Origin of the sequence: Halalkalibacter sp. AB-rgal2 (assembly GCF_041821005.1) — a bacterium.
Classification (GTDB): domain Bacteria; phylum Bacillota; class Bacilli; order Bacillales; family Bacillaceae_D; genus Halalkalibacter.
Genome location: NZ_JBGUAV010000018.1, coordinates 51,690 through 69,282, shown reverse-complemented (window position 1 = coordinate 69,282; position 17,593 = coordinate 51,690). Strand labels below are relative to the sequence as shown.

13 protein-coding genes are annotated in these 17,593 nt (G+C 36.5%); 10 read left to right on the top strand and 3 right to left on the bottom strand.

The features are described from left to right. The first annotated feature begins 189 nt into the window (after positions 1–189). From ACERJO_RS14290 to ACERJO_RS14260, 7 genes are all read left to right on the top strand, one after another. A complete protein-coding gene (locus tag ACERJO_RS14290) occupies positions 190–2,463 on the top strand; it encodes an AraC family transcriptional regulator (protein ID WP_373647922.1) in 2,274 nt (757 codons plus the stop codon). Positions 2,464–2,500: 37 nt separating this feature from the next. Continuing rightward, entirely contained in the window at positions 2,501–4,558 is a 2,058-nt protein-coding gene (locus ACERJO_RS14285; RefSeq protein ID WP_373647921.1) for a glycoside hydrolase family 65, read from the top strand. A 180-nt stretch (positions 4,559–4,738) separates the two neighbouring features. After that, entirely contained in the window at positions 4,739–5,866 is a 1,128-nt protein-coding gene (locus tag ACERJO_RS14280) for a glycoside hydrolase family 88/105 protein (RefSeq protein ID WP_373647920.1), read from the top strand. A 53-nt stretch (positions 5,867–5,919) separates the two neighbouring features. Continuing rightward, positions 5,920–8,313: a glycosyl hydrolase family 95 catalytic domain-containing protein gene (locus ACERJO_RS14275; RefSeq protein ID WP_373647919.1), complete on the top strand. Its 2,394-nt coding sequence runs from the start codon at positions 5,920–5,922 to the stop codon at positions 8,311–8,313. A 222-nt stretch (positions 8,314–8,535) separates the two neighbouring features. Next, positions 8,536–8,751 carry a YdbC family protein gene (locus ACERJO_RS14270; RefSeq protein WP_247107312.1) on the top strand — a complete coding sequence of 72 codons (216 nt, stop codon included), beginning with the start codon at positions 8,536–8,538 and terminating at the stop codon, positions 8,749–8,751. 692 nt (positions 8,752–9,443) lie between these two features. Then, positions 9,444–9,791, top strand: a complete 348-nt coding sequence (locus tag ACERJO_RS14265) for a hypothetical protein (protein ID WP_373647918.1) — start codon at positions 9,444–9,446, stop codon at positions 9,789–9,791. Next, entirely contained in the window at positions 9,784–10,143 is a 360-nt protein-coding gene (locus ACERJO_RS14260) for a winged helix-turn-helix transcriptional regulator (protein ID WP_373647917.1), read from the top strand. Before ACERJO_RS14265 ends, ACERJO_RS14260 begins: the two co-directional genes overlap by 8 nt. A 59-nt stretch (positions 10,144–10,202) precedes the next feature. On the opposite strand, the gene ACERJO_RS14255 is transcribed toward ACERJO_RS14260, so the two are convergent. The 3 genes from ACERJO_RS14255 to ACERJO_RS14245 form a co-directional block, all read right to left on the bottom strand. Next, a complete protein-coding gene (locus tag ACERJO_RS14255) occupies positions 10,203–10,763 on the bottom strand; it encodes an NAD(P)H-dependent oxidoreductase (RefSeq protein WP_373647916.1) in 561 nt (186 codons plus the stop codon). A 73-nt stretch (positions 10,764–10,836) separates the two neighbouring features. Continuing rightward, on the bottom strand, positions 10,837–11,754 hold the full coding sequence (locus ACERJO_RS14250) for an alpha/beta fold hydrolase (protein WP_373647915.1): 918 nt from the start codon (positions 11,752–11,754) through the stop codon (positions 10,837–10,839). 141 nt (positions 11,755–11,895) lie between these two features. Beyond that, complete coding sequence (locus ACERJO_RS14245; protein WP_373647914.1) at positions 11,896–12,126, bottom strand: alpha/beta fold hydrolase; 231 nt, start codon at positions 12,124–12,126, stop codon at positions 11,896–11,898. Positions 12,127–12,270: 144 nt separating this feature from the next. Here ACERJO_RS14245 and ACERJO_RS14240 point away from each other — a divergent pair, with 144 nt between their 5' ends. The 3 genes from ACERJO_RS14240 (at position 12,271) to ACERJO_RS14230 (ending at position 17,324) form a co-directional block, all read left to right on the top strand. Further along, entirely contained in the window at positions 12,271–12,414 is a 144-nt protein-coding gene (locus ACERJO_RS14240; RefSeq protein ID WP_373647913.1) for a hypothetical protein, read from the top strand. Positions 12,415–12,896: 482 nt separating this feature from the next. Then, complete coding sequence (locus ACERJO_RS14235) at positions 12,897–15,905, top strand: glycoside hydrolase family 32 protein (protein ID WP_373647912.1); 3,009 nt, start codon at positions 12,897–12,899, stop codon at positions 15,903–15,905. Between the two features lie 435 nt (positions 15,906–16,340). Then, entirely contained in the window at positions 16,341–17,324 is a 984-nt protein-coding gene (locus ACERJO_RS14230) for a LacI family DNA-binding transcriptional regulator (RefSeq protein ID WP_373647911.1), read from the top strand. Positions 17,325–17,593 lie beyond the last annotated feature (269 nt).

The following is a 17,593-nucleotide window of genomic DNA, read 5'->3' as shown; positions in this document are numbered from 1 at the left end:
GGTTATGAGATCGAGCAATTGATAAGCAATGGAATGTCAATCAAATATGACCTTCCAAGGAAATGGACCCAATTGGGATCGGAATGGTTATGCTTGCAGAAGAAGAAGTAGAGAATCAAAAAAATATGGAAGAATAAAAAGGAGTAAAGTGGGAGTGTGTTGTAATTTTAAAAAAAGGAGGGAAAATACATGCTCCACCGACTTTTTATTTGGCCGAAACAAATATGGAAAAATACACAAACAAGATTGGTGCTTCTTGTGAGTTTAGCCATTTTTATCATTACTCTCATTGTCGGCTTCACTTCCTATTATTCTTCTAAATCTGTTTTGCAGGAGCAATTACATGAACCTCAACAGCAAATGCTTCATATAAGTATGGAGCTAATTGATTCATACATTTCAGAAACTAATAAGACGGCTATTAATCTTTCTCTTGATCCGAGTGTTCATGAATTTCTGAAAAGCGCAAATCAAAATTCGTATGATAATATTACGAGAATCTATCAATTATTCTCAACGGTTATTAAAAACTCTCCGTATATTAAAAGTATTTATATTTATGATATCAATAATGACAGCTTTGTATCGATGCCACAAGGGTATAGCTCCAATCGTATTAATTTTATCGATTCACACTGGATAGAAGATCTAAATGAATTTGAATTGGAAACAATGGTTGTGAAGAAAAGAGAAGTAATAAAATCGGAGAATTCAACAATTTCAGAAATCACATTATTTAGAAAAATAAAGATAAATAATTCCTTAATGGGGGTTATTGCCATAAACCTTGAGGAAGATGAGGTATTTTCCAAATTAAATCCCTCAGATAGCTCGGCAATTAATAGCATGTGGTTTATTGCTGACAAACAAAATGAAGTCTTATTTACGAAGCCTAATCATTCTTTCGGATTTGTACCGATTGATGAAATTTTGCAAGAGTTAGATGCAAACGAGATAAGTGAATTTATATATGAGGATCAAAAATTATTGGGGACAATGATGACTTCTTCACTAACAGGATGGAATTATGTCTCTTTAGTATCTCAAGATAGCTTACTAGCGAAATCAAAAACAATTAGAAATGTTGTTTTTTTAGTGTCACTCATTGCCCTATGCCTAGGTTTAATGGTCATTATTTATATTCATAATCAATTGTTTAAACCGATAAGGCGAATTAAAAAGTTATTTAATGTGAAAGACAACAACATGGAAATGGGTGATTTAACTCATTTAGAAAACTTAGCAGTTGATTTAATAAGTGATCACACATATTTATCACGAATGGTACAAAAGGTCAAGATGGAAGCTACATCTAAATTTTTTAATGACATTTATTTAGGAAATATAAAAAATAAAGAAGATGTTTATGAGAAGTGGACGCTATATTATCAAGAGTGGACAAACAAGCCTTATGTTATCGTCATGATCTCAATTGATCACTATTATGAATGGGTAAAGAAGTTTCCGGAGCCAGACCACCCATTATTAAAATTCGCATTAACAAATATCGTATCTGAAGTACTGACTCCCCTCGGTCGTTGTGAATGCGCGGATTTAGGAAAAGATAAAATAGCTCTTTTATTATATGAAGAGAGCGAATTAACAAGCTTAAGCACTTGTTTATTGAAAGCGGTTACCTTAGTTGAAGAATTATTAGGTTTTAGTATCTCGATTGGGGTTAGTAGAGTAGGGTCTGATATAGGAGAGTTAGAGCGTTTCATGATTGAGGCTAGGGAAGTACTTACGATAAGAGCTTACAAAGGGTACGGTAGCTTCATTACTTATGATGAATTTAGAAGCTTTACTAAAAATAAATCGCAGTTAAACGAAGAAAAGATTGAGAATTTAATCGAGATCATTCAATCAGGAAACACATCAAGTGCAAGCAATATGATTACTTCATTAGTAAACGAGATAAATGAAAATAAATATAACCCTATTAAGGCTATTTCTTTTTTAGGAAAAATAGAAGAACGAATGCAGCGTCTTTCTATAAGTAGTACAGAAGAGATTGATCAACAAATAATCGAACGATTTCTAACTATGGATTTAGCGGATATAGAAAAACGCTTACAAAGTCAGGCTACTACTTTATCAGAAGGCTTTAAAGTTACTCAACAGCAAAAGGAATATATTGTATGTAACCAAATGATTGAGTTTATGAAATGTCATTTAAAGGAGCCTATTGGGATTCAGGAAATAGCTGATTCAGTCCAGATAAGTGTTAGTTTAGCCAGTCAAATATTTAAGGAGCAAATGAATGACACGATTTATGGGTATTTTACGAGGCTAAGAGTAGAGCATGCCATAGAGCTGCTGTTAAAAACAGATAAAAAAATATCAGATATAGCCATTGAAGTCGGGTATCAACATGAGAACAGTTTTATACGGGTCTTTAGAAAATATAAAAATATAACACCTGGAAAATATAGAGGACAACTTAAATACGGAACTGATAAATGAGTTGAGAATAACGATGTGAATTAGAATGAGGTGTGATATGAATAAAAAAGAAGTGATAGAAAGACATAATCCCCACATAACAAAAGTGGAATCAAATGCTCCACTATCGCTTGGAAATGGTGATTTTGGTTTTAGTGTTGACTTCACAGGGCTGCAATCCTTTCCAAAATCTTATGATGCTCCACTTAGTACACAATCAAATTGGGGCTGGCATTATACAAAGGGAAAAAACGTTTATACAAATGAAGATATTCGTTATCAATCTTTTGAGACCTATGGAAGAAATGTCGATTATCCGATGAAACCTGAGGATAAGGAAGATGCCTATCATTGGTTAAGGCAAAATCCACATAGATTGCAGCTTGGGCGGATTTCCTTTCGTTTTCTTTCAAAGTTGGGAAAGGAAGTTGAGATCAATCAAATGACACAAATCAATCAAACGTTGAAGCTGTGGACTGGAACATTGCATAGCGAATTTTTAGTAGAAGAAGTACCAGTGGAAGTGATAACCGTTTGTCATCCACATCGTGATGAAATAGGGGTGAAGGTTGTCTCTCCTTTAATGAAAGATAAACGTCTCGAGGTATTTACCTTATTTTCTAATCCAGATATGACACATACGAGTTGGTCAAAGTCTATTTTTCCAGATTATGATCATAAGGATAGACATGATTCAACAATGAAATGTGTAGATAAAAATACGGAACTTCTACAAAGAAGGATGGATGATGATGTCTACTTTGTTCAATGGAACTGGAGTGAGGGAGAACTAAAACAAACAGATACCCATGAATTTACGTTGTTACCTAGTAATCAGACAAATGAGCTAGAGTTCACATTACATTTTTCCTCAAAGCAGTCCAAAAGCTCGAACTCTGCTTTTAACGAGGTACTAAAAGCAAGTGAGAAGTACTGGGGGAATTTTTGGCTGCAAGGTGGTTGTGCTGATTTCTCACGTAGTACGGATCAGAGGGCGTTTGAATTGGAACGTCGAGTGATTTTATCACAGTATTTATGTGCTGTTCATTGTGGTGGTTCTCTTCCTCCACAAGAGACAGGATTTATGTATAATAGTTGGTTTGGAAAATTCCATTTAGAAATGCATTGGTGGCATGCCTCTCATTTCCCATTATGGAATCGTCCTGATTTACTAGAAAGAAGTATGGGTTGGTATGAAACGATTCTAGATAAAGCAAGAGAATTAGCTCACTCACAAGGATATAAAGGAGCTAGATGGCCCAAAATGGTTGGCTATAATGGGATTCAAACTCCTTCTCCTGTAGCTCCTGGTCTCATTTGGCAGCAACCGCATCCAATTGCTTTATCTGAATGGCTCTACAGGGCAACCCAATCAAAGTCTGTTTTAGAGAAGTATCAATCAGTCGTATTTGAGTCAGCAGATTTTATGGTCTCTTTCGCACATTGGGACGAAGAAAAAGAGGTTTATGTATTAGGACCACCACTCATTCCTGCACAGGAATGCCATCAGATGAATGACAGCTTAAATCCACCGTACGAAGTAGAATATTGGAAGTATGGACTTGAACTAGCAATTGAATGGGCAAAACGACTAAATATAGAAGGAAATCCAGATTGGACGAAAGTGTCTCGTTTGATGACACCGCTCCCTCACAAAGATGGGGTTTACCTTGCTCACGAAAATTGTCCACAAACATTTACAGAGAAAAATCACGATCATCCTTCTATGCTTGGAGCATTTGGAATCCTGCCCGGCAAGCTAGTGGATGTAAATATCATGAGAAATACATTATTCAAGGTGCGAGAAGAATGGGATTGGGAATCCTCTTGGGGATGGGATTTTCCGATGTGTGCAATGACAGCTGCACGATTAGGGGAAAAGGAGTTAGCGATAGATTTCTTACTAATGGATGCAACAAAAAATACGTATCTAGTAAATGGGCATAATTATCAGCGACCAGGTTTAACCGCTTATCTCCCGGGTAATGGGGGTTTATTAACAGCTGTTGCGATGATGATTTGTGGCTGGGAAGGCTCTCCTGAAAAGGAGTGTAGTGGTTTTCCTAACAATGGTGAGTGGACGGTGGAGTGGCAGGACATTCATTCGTATTTATAGGTATTTATATTACGTTAGAATCGAGGAAGCTGTGGGCGAAATCATAGACGTATGGGCAGATTCAAAGAAGAGTAACGGTTCCGCTCGTTACGCGTGTTTCTGAAAAAAAACATTTTCAGAAAAATTTAAAACCATTGTAACGTCTCCGCACAACGTAATTAAGAAAAAAGGAGTTTTTTTATGAATTCAACTAGTTTGTCAGTAAAGATTGCAGACTCCATTCAATCTCAATTTGTAGATGGCTATCACCCTAAGATGGCGAATAAATGGGGTTATGTAGCAGGAATGGCTTTAAAAGCATTTGATTGGTTATCAGAGTGGGAAAAGGATGAGCGCTATCATGAGGTCGTCAGGCGACACCTCGATTTATTTATAAGAGAAGATGGAACGATTAAGGGATATTCTTTGGATGAATATAATTTAGATCATATTAATGAAGGGAAAAATGTCTTTAATCTTTGGCGAAAGACGAAAGATAGTAAATATAAAAAAGCTTTAGATTTATTGTATACACAATTAAAAGGACAGCCACGCACGAGTGAGGGAGGATTTTGGCATAAGAAGATTTATCCGTTTCAGATGTGGTTAGATGGCGTATACATGTCGTCTCCTTTCCTCGCAGAATATTCAAAGGAATTTGAGATTCCCACTGGATTTGATGACGTCGCTAATCAAATACTATCCATTGAAAAAAATACAAGAAATCCTCAGAATGGTCTTTTGCATCATGCTTGGGATGAAAGCTGTGAACAACGTTGGTGCGACCAGAAAACGGGTAGATCCCCTCATGTATGGGGCAGGGCAGTTGGATGGTATTCAATGGCTATTGTCGATTCGCTTGAGCATTTTCCGAAGGGCCATCATAAACGTGGTCAAATATTAGGAATATTTGAACGGATGGTTCATGCGATTTTACATGTTCAGGATCAAGAAACAGGGTTATGGTACCAAGTGATGGATCAAAATGGAAGAGAACGCAATTATTTAGAAGCATCTGGTTCATGTATGATAACGTATGCGATCGTAAAAGGAATACGTTTAGGTTATTTATCTGGGATTGATGCAAAGACCGTAGCAAAAGCATACAAAGGGATTTTGGATCATTTCGTAACCGAAGATGATAGAGGTATACATTTGCACCAAATTTGTAAAGGGGCTGGATTAGGTGGACACCCAAAATATCGTGATGGCTCCTACGATTATTATATGAATGAGCAAATCGTTAGTGATGATTTAATGGGGGTAGCTCCATTACTTCTTGTAAGCATCGAGTGGGAAAAGCTACAGACAAAAGACATGAACGAATGAAAAAGATAGGTTAAGAAGTTTATCGTAAAAATCATCTATTGGGGGGAGTAAGCTTGACTACTTTTAACAATAGCCGTTATAAACTTATTTTAAAATATCCTGCTTCTTGGTGGAGAAATCAGTGGAGAGAAGCACTACCTTCTGGAAATGGGAAAATCGGGGCTGCTGTGTATGGTGGTGTTAATCTAGAGACAATTGTCATCAATCATGAGGATTTGTGGCATATGGGGATAAAAGATAAGCTACCAGATGTAAGTGATACTCTTAAAGAAACGAGGACGTTAATCGAAAAAAAACAATTTAATGAGGGAAATGGGTCATTAACTAATGCTCTGAAAAAAAAGAACTATCATACGAGCCTCGCTTCTGTTATTCCTTTAGGTGATTTAAAAGTTAGAATGTCTAATAAAGAAGTATTTCAGCATTACCGTAGGGTTTTGAATATGGAAACAGGTGAGATTGAAGTAAGTTGGCAAGAAGGTAAGCAAAGAATGAGTAGACGATTGTTTGTTTCGAGAGCAGATGATGTCATTGTTTATGAGCTGGAATCAGAAGCAGAAATAGATTCTGTTGATTTTCAAGTTTCATTACATAAAAGTGATAGTCATAAAATGCATGATAAGGTGGAAGAATTATCGAAGACGGTAAAGGTTAAAGCAGATGGGGATTTTCTCTTTTATTCGGTGACAAATGATGACTATACGGATTTTGGAGCTGTTATTAGAATTGTCCCAATGAATGGGCAGTGTGTAACAAATACTCAGTCAATCAATTGTAAACAAGTGAAAAAGATAATGGCATTTATTAAAGTTTTTGTTAAATCCGCCCATCAGCTTGAGTGGTCAAAACTACAAAAAGAGCTATTATTATATAGACCGAATTATCAAGAACATTTAAATCTTCATGTTCTTTTACATCAACAATTATTTCATTCCGCTTCATTATCTTTAGAAGGGAATGACTATACACGTTCAAATGAAGAGCTATTACTAGAAGCGTATGAAGGCGACGTATCTATAGAGCTAATAGAAAAAATGTGGTCTTTTGGAAGGTATCTTTTTATATCGGGAACAAGAGATAGAGGGGAACCATTTAGTATGTATGGCCTTTGGGCAGGAGATTATAACTTAATGTGGAGCCATCGAATGGCTAATGAAAATATACAAATGATGTATTGGCACGCCAATGTAGGTGGGTTAACAGAATGTATCCCACCACTGTTCTACTATTATGAAAATATGCTTGATGATTTCCGAGAGAATGCGAGTAAGCTTTTCGGATGTCGTGGAATTTATATTCCGGCGGGTACGACACCTGGTATTGGTGTTCCAAACCAAATCGTTCCTGTCATAATGAATTGGACTGGTGCAGCTGGTTGGCTTGCACAGCATTTCTATGACTATTATTTATATACAGATGATGAAGAATTTCTAAAAGATCATCTTCTCCCTTTTATGAGAGAAATTGCGTTTTTTTATGAAGACTTTTTAGTAAAGGGAGATGATGATACTTATACCTTTATCCCTTCCGTATCCCCAGAGAATACACCTCACAATTTCATGCCAAAAACAAGTGAACCCATCGCACATCCGATGCCAACTGCGATTAATGCAACAATGGATATTGCAATAGCAAAAGAATTATTACAGCATTTCATTGAGGCTTGTATACGCACAGAGTTATACTTAGAAGAAATAGAAAAATGGGAGACAATATTGAAAGGCTTACCAAGTTATATGTTAAATCATGAGGGGGCATTGAAAGAGTGGTCAAACAAAGAATTTGAAGACCGCTATGACCATCGACATTTGTCTCATATTTATCCGTTATTTCCTGGAAGAGAGCTCCAAGAAGAAAGTGAAACTATTTTATTTGATGCATGTAAGAAAGCAGTAGAAAAAAGAGTAATAGGTGCACAGACGGGATGGTCATTTGCTCATATGTCCTGTATTTATGCTCGATTACATGAAGGGAACAAAGCACTTCAACATTTAGAATATTTATCACGCTCCTGTTTGTTAAGCAATTTCTATACGTTGCATAATGATTGGAGGAATATGGGGCTAACTATGGAAATTGAAACAGCTCCGGTGCAAATGGACGCCAATTTAGGATGGGTTAATGCGGTACAAGAAATGCTCCTTTTTGTCTCAGAAAACCTAATAAAGGTATTACCAGCAAGACCTGATAAATGGAAGAGAGGGAGTGTGAAAGACTTTCGGTTTTATACAGGGCGAATTTCTTTTTCCTGGGACGTAGATGCAGGGAAGTTTGAGGCTGAAATAAAGTCAGTTAGGAGAACGATTGTTACGATTAAATTACCTAATTTTGTTGCTGGCTTTACTTATTTGGGTGAAGAAATACGAATATCGAAGTCAAAATTAGGGGCAGCTTATATTGACATAAAGATGCAAGCAAATCAAAGCTTGAAAATATTTAATAAATAGAGCGGTTACGAAAAATCATAGCAGTAAAAACTTTCATTTGATTGAATTAGCTATAAATAGATTACAAGTAAAAGGCAGGGTTAATTGAAGATCACTGAAACAGTACAACGGGTTAATCAAGAGTTGGAAATCTTTATTTATGGTAGATAAACCTTTATCATTATTAATGAGTCACTGTTTTAGCGCATGCTATTTAATCTGAATAACAGGAGGATTTAACTTATGGCTGAACTGAAATTCGAAATCACTGAACACGTTGCAGTATTGTCTGAATCACCAAAAGGCTGGACGAAAGAATTGAATCTCATTAGTTGGAACGGTCGTGAGCCGAAGTATGATATTCGTGACTGGGCTCCGAACCATGAGAAGATGGGGAAGGGTGTTACCATTTCAAAGGAAGAATTGGAGAAGCTGAAAGAGGCTTTACAAAAGCTGTAGGGAAAAAGGCATAATTATTTTATAAGAGGCTGGGACAAAGCCCTCCTCTGAATTGAAAAAGTCGGTGGAATTTTATGATAAGTAAAATTTCACCGACTTTTCATTATTTCAAACTCTTTAAAGTAAGGGGCTGTCACAGGTTCGTTCCATTGCGCTCCAGTCACTCGCTTTCGAGGCCACTGAAAAAGTGCTCGTTTACTTCGGACTTGAAAGGGAGCTTTGCCCTCGCTCCCGGGATGGGGGGCACGCTTTCCGCAGGCGGGCGTTGAACGAACCGGCGCAGCCGGTGGATTTCAAACTGCCCTTCCCTCCTGCAGGAGTCGGCCCTCCCCTCCCGTCCGCTTTGTTGAGAGGTAAGATAGACATTCCCTACTCTTCAACGATAAAAAGAAAAGAAGAGAAATCGTCTAAAAAGGCCTTTGAGAAATGAGACTCAAAGGCCTTTTATCTACAGTTTGAAGTTTCATTTTATCAAACACTTCACTGTCATTATATTTTATCATTTAGGTATTACATAGATGCAGGTGAATCTAATGATATCAGATGAATTCGAATTTAATAAAGATGCTAAGGATGTATGTTTGTAAAGCTGGGTATAATGTACAAATCGCAACAGAAGGTTCATACATTCTTATACTCAAATCCAACTGATACACGTACGCTTATTCCATTTCTAGATGGAATGGAATAAAATGACTTCAAGTTACCGAAACACATTGTCGCTAGTAGCAGATGGTAGCTGCCAGGCCAATGTCCTTCGTGTGCTAGCGAAGCACCCATTTTTCCTTGAGTATGAGAGAAGGTACGTCCTTCTCTTTTTTATTTTTGTTGGATCATTCATACAAGAGGTCATTGATCAGAAATACAAGCAATTAGCAGGCATATCAAAGGAGATAGATGATAGTATAAATAGTGTCTCGAATTTGACATCCGCACAATTCCCTTCGTTTTCGAATGTGAGGAATCGAAAAGAGGAGACAGTGGAAGTGACCTCAGAAAGGGTAAAATATAAATATTTAAGGAGAGTATGCTATGCATAATGAACCGGAAGAAACCTGCGTGCCAAAAGGAATTGTTTTAAAAGATACTGGCTTTGGATATACATTATCTGTTATAGGTGGGAAATATAAGATGGTTATTCTATATTGGCTGCTAGAAAATAAGGTGATGCGATTTAATGAGCTAAAGCGTAGCATAGGTTCTATTTCTTTCAAGACATTAAGTGTGATGTTAAAAGAAATGGAAGCAGACGGTATAGTGGTGCGTAAAGAATACCCGCAAATTCCTCCAAAAGTAGAATATTCGCTTTCTGATCGAGGAAGCTCCCTTCTCCCCATTTTAAATATGATGTGTGACTGGGGCGAAATGAATCAAAATGCAGATGAAAAATGATAGTTCAATAACCCGAGGGCAAGCAGGATTTTTCCTGCTAGTTGCCTCCGGGTTTGTATTTATAGATTATTCAAAAACGCTAAATACTCTTTTGTGTTGCGATCTAATTCATTGACCACTGGCTTTAAATCTTCTTCTTCTGTTCCACCTGGCTTTTGTTCATCACCGTAAAACGCATGAATGGAACGATAATCTGCCTGACAATAGAAAAAAGTGGTTTCAAACGGAATAAGTATTTGTTCCAAAGTATGTCCGTATCTTCCATTTTCACTATAGTCACTTGCCCTGATACCTGCGGAAACAGCTAATGCCACTTTGCGATTCTTTAATTTATCCCCGCCATTGGATCCATAAGCCCATCCGTAATCAAAAACTTCATCAAGCCATTTTTTTAGAAGGGATGGACTATTAAACCATTGAATGGGAAATTGCAGAACAAGATTTTCATGTGATTCGATTAACAGACGTTCTTTTTCTGCATCAATCTTTTCTGTCGGGTATTGCTTATACAATTCATGTACCGTGTATACTTCAGGGTATTTTTTCAGCTCCTTAATCCATTGCTTATTAACGATAGATGTTTCTATGCTCGGGTGTGCGACTACAATAAGTGTTCTCATAGAGTGTATCCTCCTTAAATTTTATTACTCTTTGAGTATAGAATACGATTTTTAAATGTGTAAGTACGCACTTTTAAAACAGGTACTTTCGTAAAAGTAAGTACTTATAGGAGGAAAACGATAAATAAAGTCTGCTTACTTTTAGCTTTTGCTTGTTCTGCAATTGGGCTGGGTATGAGATTGAAATAATCTCTTTTGTCGTCGGCTTTCCACTTAATCCATTTACAGATGCGATTGGATGCCGTAGCAATTTTGCCACATGATGAAGACACACCTTCAAGTTTGCTTTTGCTTTGTCCTGAGCAAGGTGGGGAAAAAGCTCTTTACATAATATATCGCGTGTCGTTACCGGATGAAAGGCTAAATAAGTCAGTAGTCTCTTGGCATGACGCTGATTCCATCCAGTTTCAATGGGAATCGAATCAATCTCGACACGGAATCTGTGTAATAGATGAATATCAAGAATGGGAACTCTTCGCGATTCTATTTGCTCTTCTGGCTGAAATACCATTTGTATAAATTGTTGTGATTCTTTTCGGGAGAAGTTATCAACACTTATCCGTGTTGCAAATAGCCTGACCCATTCCGCTACAAGTTCAGGTTGCTCTAGAAATAGAAGAAACGACGCATTGGGCACGGTTATTAGTTTGCTGTTTTGCAATAGAAAGGAACTTGCATTAAGAAATGAATTCGGACTTGTCATATTCAATTCGCCTGTTAATAGAAGGACCGGACACGATACATCGGCAAGTTCTAGAAGCAGTGCTGAATTCGATGTCAGCTCAACCATGTTAGAAAAATGCCCTGCTGGGTAGCCGAGCAATACTTGGAAATAATGCCTGAGGTCTGTATTCTCTGGACCAAGTGTCGTATATCCTCTTAACAGTTCTTTGTACTGGTGGAGAAAGTGGGGATGCCCCGCTTCCATAGTCTGTTTCATATGTGGAAATACGTGCAGAGCTAAATGGGAGTGTGCATTATTTGTCGACATATACGGAAGCGACATGAGTGTAAGGGCTTTGACATGATCAGGATACGCGCGGGCGTACTTCACAGCTAAATGTGTTCCATAACCAAATGAGACTATATGGACTTCTGATAGCTCAAGTTTTGTAAGGAGTTTATTTAAATCCTAACACAGAACGTCCCATGTGATCGGCGCCTCCTCAAAATGACTTTGTCCATGCCCTCGAATATCGTACTGCACAACGGAAAAGTCCGCCACAAGTAATTCGCTAAAGCGCCCCCAGCATGAGGAATCAAGTGCCAGTCCGTGAATGAGCAAAAGTATCTCCTGACTCCTGCTATTACTATCACTCCATTCGTAATACATGTTATGTTCATTTATTGATACTAAAGGCATGTATTCGCCTCCTGTTTACATAGTTGTTGCATTTTATTTCGACAATAATGCTTATTTCCCTTCTTTCTGTTACTTTCTTATTATCTGTTCTTAGTTATAATGAACTACAGTAGCTAGAAGACTTTAAATGATATTGATACATTCATGTCTATCCTTTTTGCATTATTAAAAGATGGTGGGGTTATGGTTTTATGTGATTTTCATCCATTAAGAAGGTGTACGGTTAAAGGATTTGGTGCACAAATCCAATATGAGATCCAGCCTCATTACTTTGAAGAACATGAATAACGAGTCTTTCCGGATAACTGCTGGTACTTTCAGTGGTTCGGATATCGATAAATTTAATAAATATAACATCTCTTATGAGAACGATCTAAAAGCAGATATATCTGTTTTGACGGATGTTTACTTTGCTTACGAATGTAAAGTTAAAAGTATCATCTTTAGCACGCTGAATAGGCATTGTCACCTTAAAATGGATTGTTTTCTTAAAAAAATATAAAAAAAAAAAAGTAGTTGACACTTCGGGAAATTATAAATTAACATGTATGTAACCGGTTGACATATGTTTTTAATAACATTATGTCTTTATTTTCTGTATAAGTTTGGAAGCGTTAACAAAATAAAAATATTTAAACTCATTTAATAAAGCAGAAATGCAGAATCTTCAAAGACTGTCTTCACTGATTCATAATCTTGACTTTTATTGATGTGTGAAGCAGCCTTTAAGTCATTGTTGGTCGTAGTTAAAATTTGTAGGAGGTTATTTAATGCGTAGGAATAATGGCTATTTAAGAGTAGTAATAGTAATCTTTGTATTTACTTTATTTGTTAGTGGTACCGTAATAATAAGTGCAGAAGGCGATGTTTTTATGTCAAATATAGGAGGAAATAATAGTAGTATGATAGAATCAAATGATTATTATACAGAGTTATATCGTCCACAATTTCATTTTTCCACACCAGCAGGAAGGTTAGCTGACCCAAATGGACTCATATATTTTGAAAGTGAATACCATTTATTTCATCAAAAAATGGGGACATGGGCTCACGCCGTTAGCCAGGATCTTATCCATTGGGAACACCTTCCAATAGCATTAGAGCACGATGAATTAGGTCAGGCTCTATCTGGAAGTGCTGTAGTTGACTGGAACGATACGAGTGGTTTTTTTGATGGAGAAGCAGGAATGGTAGCCATCTATACAAGTACTCATGGTGGAGAGGCACAAAGTATTGCCTATAGCAAAGACAATGGAAGAACGTGGGAGCGTTATGGTGGGAATCCTGTAATTGAAAACCCCGGAATAAAAGATTTCCGTGATCCTAAAGTTTTTTGGCATGATGAGACAGAAAAATGGGTGATGGTTGTCAGTACTGATAAAAGTGTAGCCTTTTACAACTCATCTAACTTGATCGAGTGGGAATATCAAAGCAAATTTGGAGATGATCAAGGTTCACAGGTTGCAGTATGGGAGTGTCCAGATTTGTTCAGATTGCCGGTTGATGGTGATAAGCATAATCAAAAATGGGTGCTACATGTAAGCATTGGCGATAATCATGTTACCGATGGTTCGACTGCACAATATTTTGTTGGAGAATTTGACGGATATGAATTTACGAACATAAATCCAGCTGATGAAGTATTATTTACTGACTTTGGACAGGATTTTTATGCAGCTCAGTCTTTTAATGATATTTCATCTGATGATGGCCGACGGATATGGTTAGGATGGATGGCCAATTGGCGTTATCCTTATCAATCTCCAACATTTCCATGGATGGGCTCTATGTCTATCCCAAGAGAATTGTCATTAAGGACAGTTGATGATAGCATTCGTTTATTTCAGGAACCAATTAGGGAAATAGAAAGCTTACGGGCAACAAAATACACTATAGACTCATTTATCCTTGAAGGTGAGCATACAATTAAAGATTTCTCTGGATCAACATATGAATTTGAAATGGTTATTGCATACGATGATGTTGATGAATTTGGGATTCGTTTGCGACAGTCTGAAGAAAATGAGACAGTTGCCGGAGTCGATGTGAACTCAGAAAAGGTTTTCCTCGATCGATCCAATGCAGGACTTGAAACATTAGTTGACCGAAATGGAGACACTTTTCAATTTGGAAAACGTTTTGAAACGGATTATCCAACTGACAAAAAACAAATAAAACTAAGAGGATTAGTAGATGAATCTTCGGTAGAATTATTTATCGATGATGGGGAGTATGTTTTTACAAACCTTATATACACAAAACCAACAAATAGAGGAATTGAGCTATATTCACATGGCGGTAAGGTAGAAATTCTCTCTCTCGACTTTTACCATCTAGATTCGATATGGAGAGTGTCTCCGGCAGATGGAGAAATAGAACGAATCGTTGTGAGTGAGGAAGAAGTTGTTTTAGAAGTCGGAGAACTTACTGAACTGATTGCTCATGCAAAGCCAGATTGGTTAAATGTATTATCCCCTTTTGAATGGGAGGTTGCAAAAGCAGGTCTAATTGAATTGAAAGCAATTGATGAAACAATCGTTTCTATTACAGGAATAGAAATGGGTACAACCTCAGTTACGATAAGCGATCCAAATAGTGGTATCTTCAAAGACATTACTGTGAGAGTGGTGGAGGATAGAACCTCTAAGTATACTGACGGTTGGGGGCCATCTCCTTTAACGGGAAGGGTTTCTGGTAATTGGGATATATTCGATCAGACAAGTTTAAGTAGTCATATTGAATTCAACCCTGAGTGGAAAGAGATTTTTAGAGAGGAAGTTCTTACTACTGACTTTAGTGTTTCTACTGATATACAATGGATTGACCAAGGCGATGAAGGCTTTCCGAAATATGGAGTTACTATTCAAGACGAAGAAGGAACAATGGTCTCAGCCTTTTTCAACGTGGATATTAATCAGCTTGAAACATTTGCAAGAAACCACCATCAAGATTTCGGCTGGGAAGGCGTAGATTTACCAGCAGGTACGGATCTTCAAGAAGCATCAACGTTAAAAGTAGAGAAAGAAGGTGACATCTTTACTTTTTATATAAATGGTGAACAAATGTATGAAAGAATAGTCGAAATGAAAGGTGACATGAGTGTAGGTCTAATAAATGAAAATACAAAAGCTGAATTCCGTAATTTTGAAGTTGAAAAACTATCGGATCCTATTTTCGATCATGAAATCGATGTAACTGACTTAGAAAAATTAATAAATTCAGCAAAAGGAATTACTAATAAGGGTGTAACGGAAGCATCTTATCAAAGATTGCAAGAGGCCATTAAAAGAGCAATTGAAGATCTTGAGACTATCACTACCGATGAAGAGTTGTTAATTGCTATTGAACGATTACAAGAAAGTATTAATGATTTACAAATAAAGGAATTGTCCCCTGTCCCCATAAAAAAAGAGATTGATGTAAGAGACTTGGAAGAATTAATAGAAAGAGCTATAAAGTTAACAAATAAAAGTATGACAGAAGAATCTTATCAAGTACTACAAGTTGCTATAAATAGTGCGATGGAAAAGCTTGATAATATAAATTCAGATGATGAACTAAATAAGACGATAAGTGAACTACAAGCAGCAATTTCGGAGGTTGAATTCTCTCTTCATGAAACGAAATCACAAGAAGGGGACGATGAGGTACTATTCGACAGCGATAAATTACCGAATACAAGTACTGTTTTGTTTAACCTTTTATTGCTGGGAATTGTATTGGTCACAATCGGTGGAACGGTAATGTATCGTTATAGAAATAGAGAAAATGAAAGCTAAAACGTAAGATGCACTCATTGTTGAAGTGGCTGTCCGAAAGGGGTATTACCTTTTCGGGCAGTTTTTTATGTACTTTTTTAACAAGAGCATTGTGAATGTTAGTAGATTTAAAATATTGACAGAGGGTAAAATTCTCATATACTATATATGTTACCGGTTGACATAAGGTGAGTTAATTACGCTTCTAGTGATGCATACATATTGTTCTACAATTATCATTTTTACCATATCAAGGTAGACTAATGCTATACTAATATCGTTGTCTGGTGCTCTCATTTTATTCAAACCTAATGGAGAGTGATTCTTTCGATTGTGCTTGTGATATTATGTAAATAAAATATATCGCCAACAGCTGATTATATAATAGTTCCCACAAAACACATGTTAAAAATTGTATTGTTTTATAAATATTTGTTGATGTTAGGAGAATGGAAGTTGAAACCGAAAATAAGTGATGTAGCAAAAAAAGCCGGTGTATCTAAAACAACAGTTTCCCGAGTGCTTAATAACAGAGGTTACATTAGTGAAAAAACGAAAGACCTCGTCTATAAAGCGATGGAGGAACTTCATTATGTACCCAACGATTTAGCGCGTTCTTTGTATAAAAAACGCTCCTATATAGTTGGTTTAATCGTACCTACAACAAGTAATCCATTTTTTGGGGAATTAACTTTTCATATTGAAAATTTATGTGACGAATTAGGATATAGAGTTTTATTATGTAATAGTTCCAGTCGAAGTGATAAAGAACAGAAGTATTGGGATATGTTACTTAGAAATCAAGTCGATGGAGTAATTGTTATAACGTATAATCGAGGACTAATAAATTCAGATAATAAAAAGAATCCTGTTGTAGCAATCGATCATTATTTATCTGATACGATTCCTGTCATTGGTTCTGATAATTATGAGGGAGGAAAACAGGCAACTGAATTATTAGTTTCAAAAAAATGCAAACAAATTATTCATATTCATGGACCAGACTCATTAGAAACACCAGCAAATTTACGTAAAAAAGCGTATGTAGATGTTATGAAGTCATATAATCGCACTCCTATCACCTATAGTGTGGAAAATGTACTTGATTCTAATAATCATATACAAGTGATATCTACTTTATTTGATCAGTATCCTGATGTGGATGGTATCTTTGCAAGTGATGATTTATTAGCTGCGGCTGTGATTGCAGAAGCAAAAAAAAGAGAAATTTCAATACCTGATCAATTAAAAATCATTGGTTACGATGGAACGGAGACAAGTAAAAGTCTCTTACCTGAATTGTCAACGATCCAGCAGCCAATAGACCAAATAGCAAAAGTAGCGATTGATTCATTACTTAAAATGATTGAAAACGAAAATCATGATTTACAATTAGAAACATGGTTACCAATTAAATTAATAGAGGGTAGTACGACTTAATGAAAACCTTGTACGAGTCCCTTGAAAGCGTTGTTATTACTTTACTCTTATCAGTGGAAAAGATGGTTTTAAATGAACTATTTTATCATTGTTAAGAGTTTTTTCAATTTAAAAGAGAGTATTTTTGTGGAACCGGTTGACATGTGGAACCGGATGACATATAATTTGACTATGGAGGCCATTCTATAACCATCACAAGAAAATAAGAAGGTTACGTTAGATATCGAGTATAGAAACCGCTATCAAGACGTGCGTTAGAGCTGCTGAAT

Bases quoted from the DNA above. Each gene is read 5' to 3' on its own strand.
- ACERJO_RS14270 (WP_247107312.1), top strand. From the start codon at position 8,536: ATGGCTGAACTGAAATTCGAAATCACTGAACACGTTGCAGTATTGTCT.
- ACERJO_RS14260 (WP_373647917.1), top strand. From the start codon at position 9,784: ATGCATAATGAACCGGAAGAAACCTGCGTGCCAAAAGGAATTGTTTTA.
- ACERJO_RS14235 (WP_373647912.1), top strand. From the start codon at position 12,897: ATGCGTAGGAATAATGGCTATTTAAGAGTAGTAATAGTAATCTTTGTA.
- ACERJO_RS14265 (WP_373647918.1), top strand. From the start codon at position 9,444: ATGACTTCAAGTTACCGAAACACATTGTCGCTAGTAGCAGATGGTAGC.
- ACERJO_RS14245 (WP_373647914.1), bottom strand. From the start codon at position 12,126: ATGCCTTTAGTATCAATAAATGAACATAACATGTATTACGAATGGAGT.
- ACERJO_RS14255 (WP_373647916.1), bottom strand. From the start codon at position 10,763: ATGAGAACACTTATTGTAGTCGCACACCCGAGCATAGAAACATCTATC.
- ACERJO_RS14250 (WP_373647915.1), bottom strand. From the start codon at position 11,754: ATGTCGACAAATAATGCACACTCCCATTTAGCTCTGCACGTATTTCCA.
- ACERJO_RS14280 (WP_373647920.1), top strand. From the start codon at position 4,739: ATGAATTCAACTAGTTTGTCAGTAAAGATTGCAGACTCCATTCAATCT.
- ACERJO_RS14240 (WP_373647913.1), top strand. From the start codon at position 12,271: ATGTCTATCCTTTTTGCATTATTAAAAGATGGTGGGGTTATGGTTTTA.
- ACERJO_RS14285 (WP_373647921.1), top strand. From the start codon at position 2,501: ATGAATAAAAAAGAAGTGATAGAAAGACATAATCCCCACATAACAAAA.
- ACERJO_RS14290 (WP_373647922.1), top strand. From the start codon at position 190: ATGCTCCACCGACTTTTTATTTGGCCGAAACAAATATGGAAAAATACA.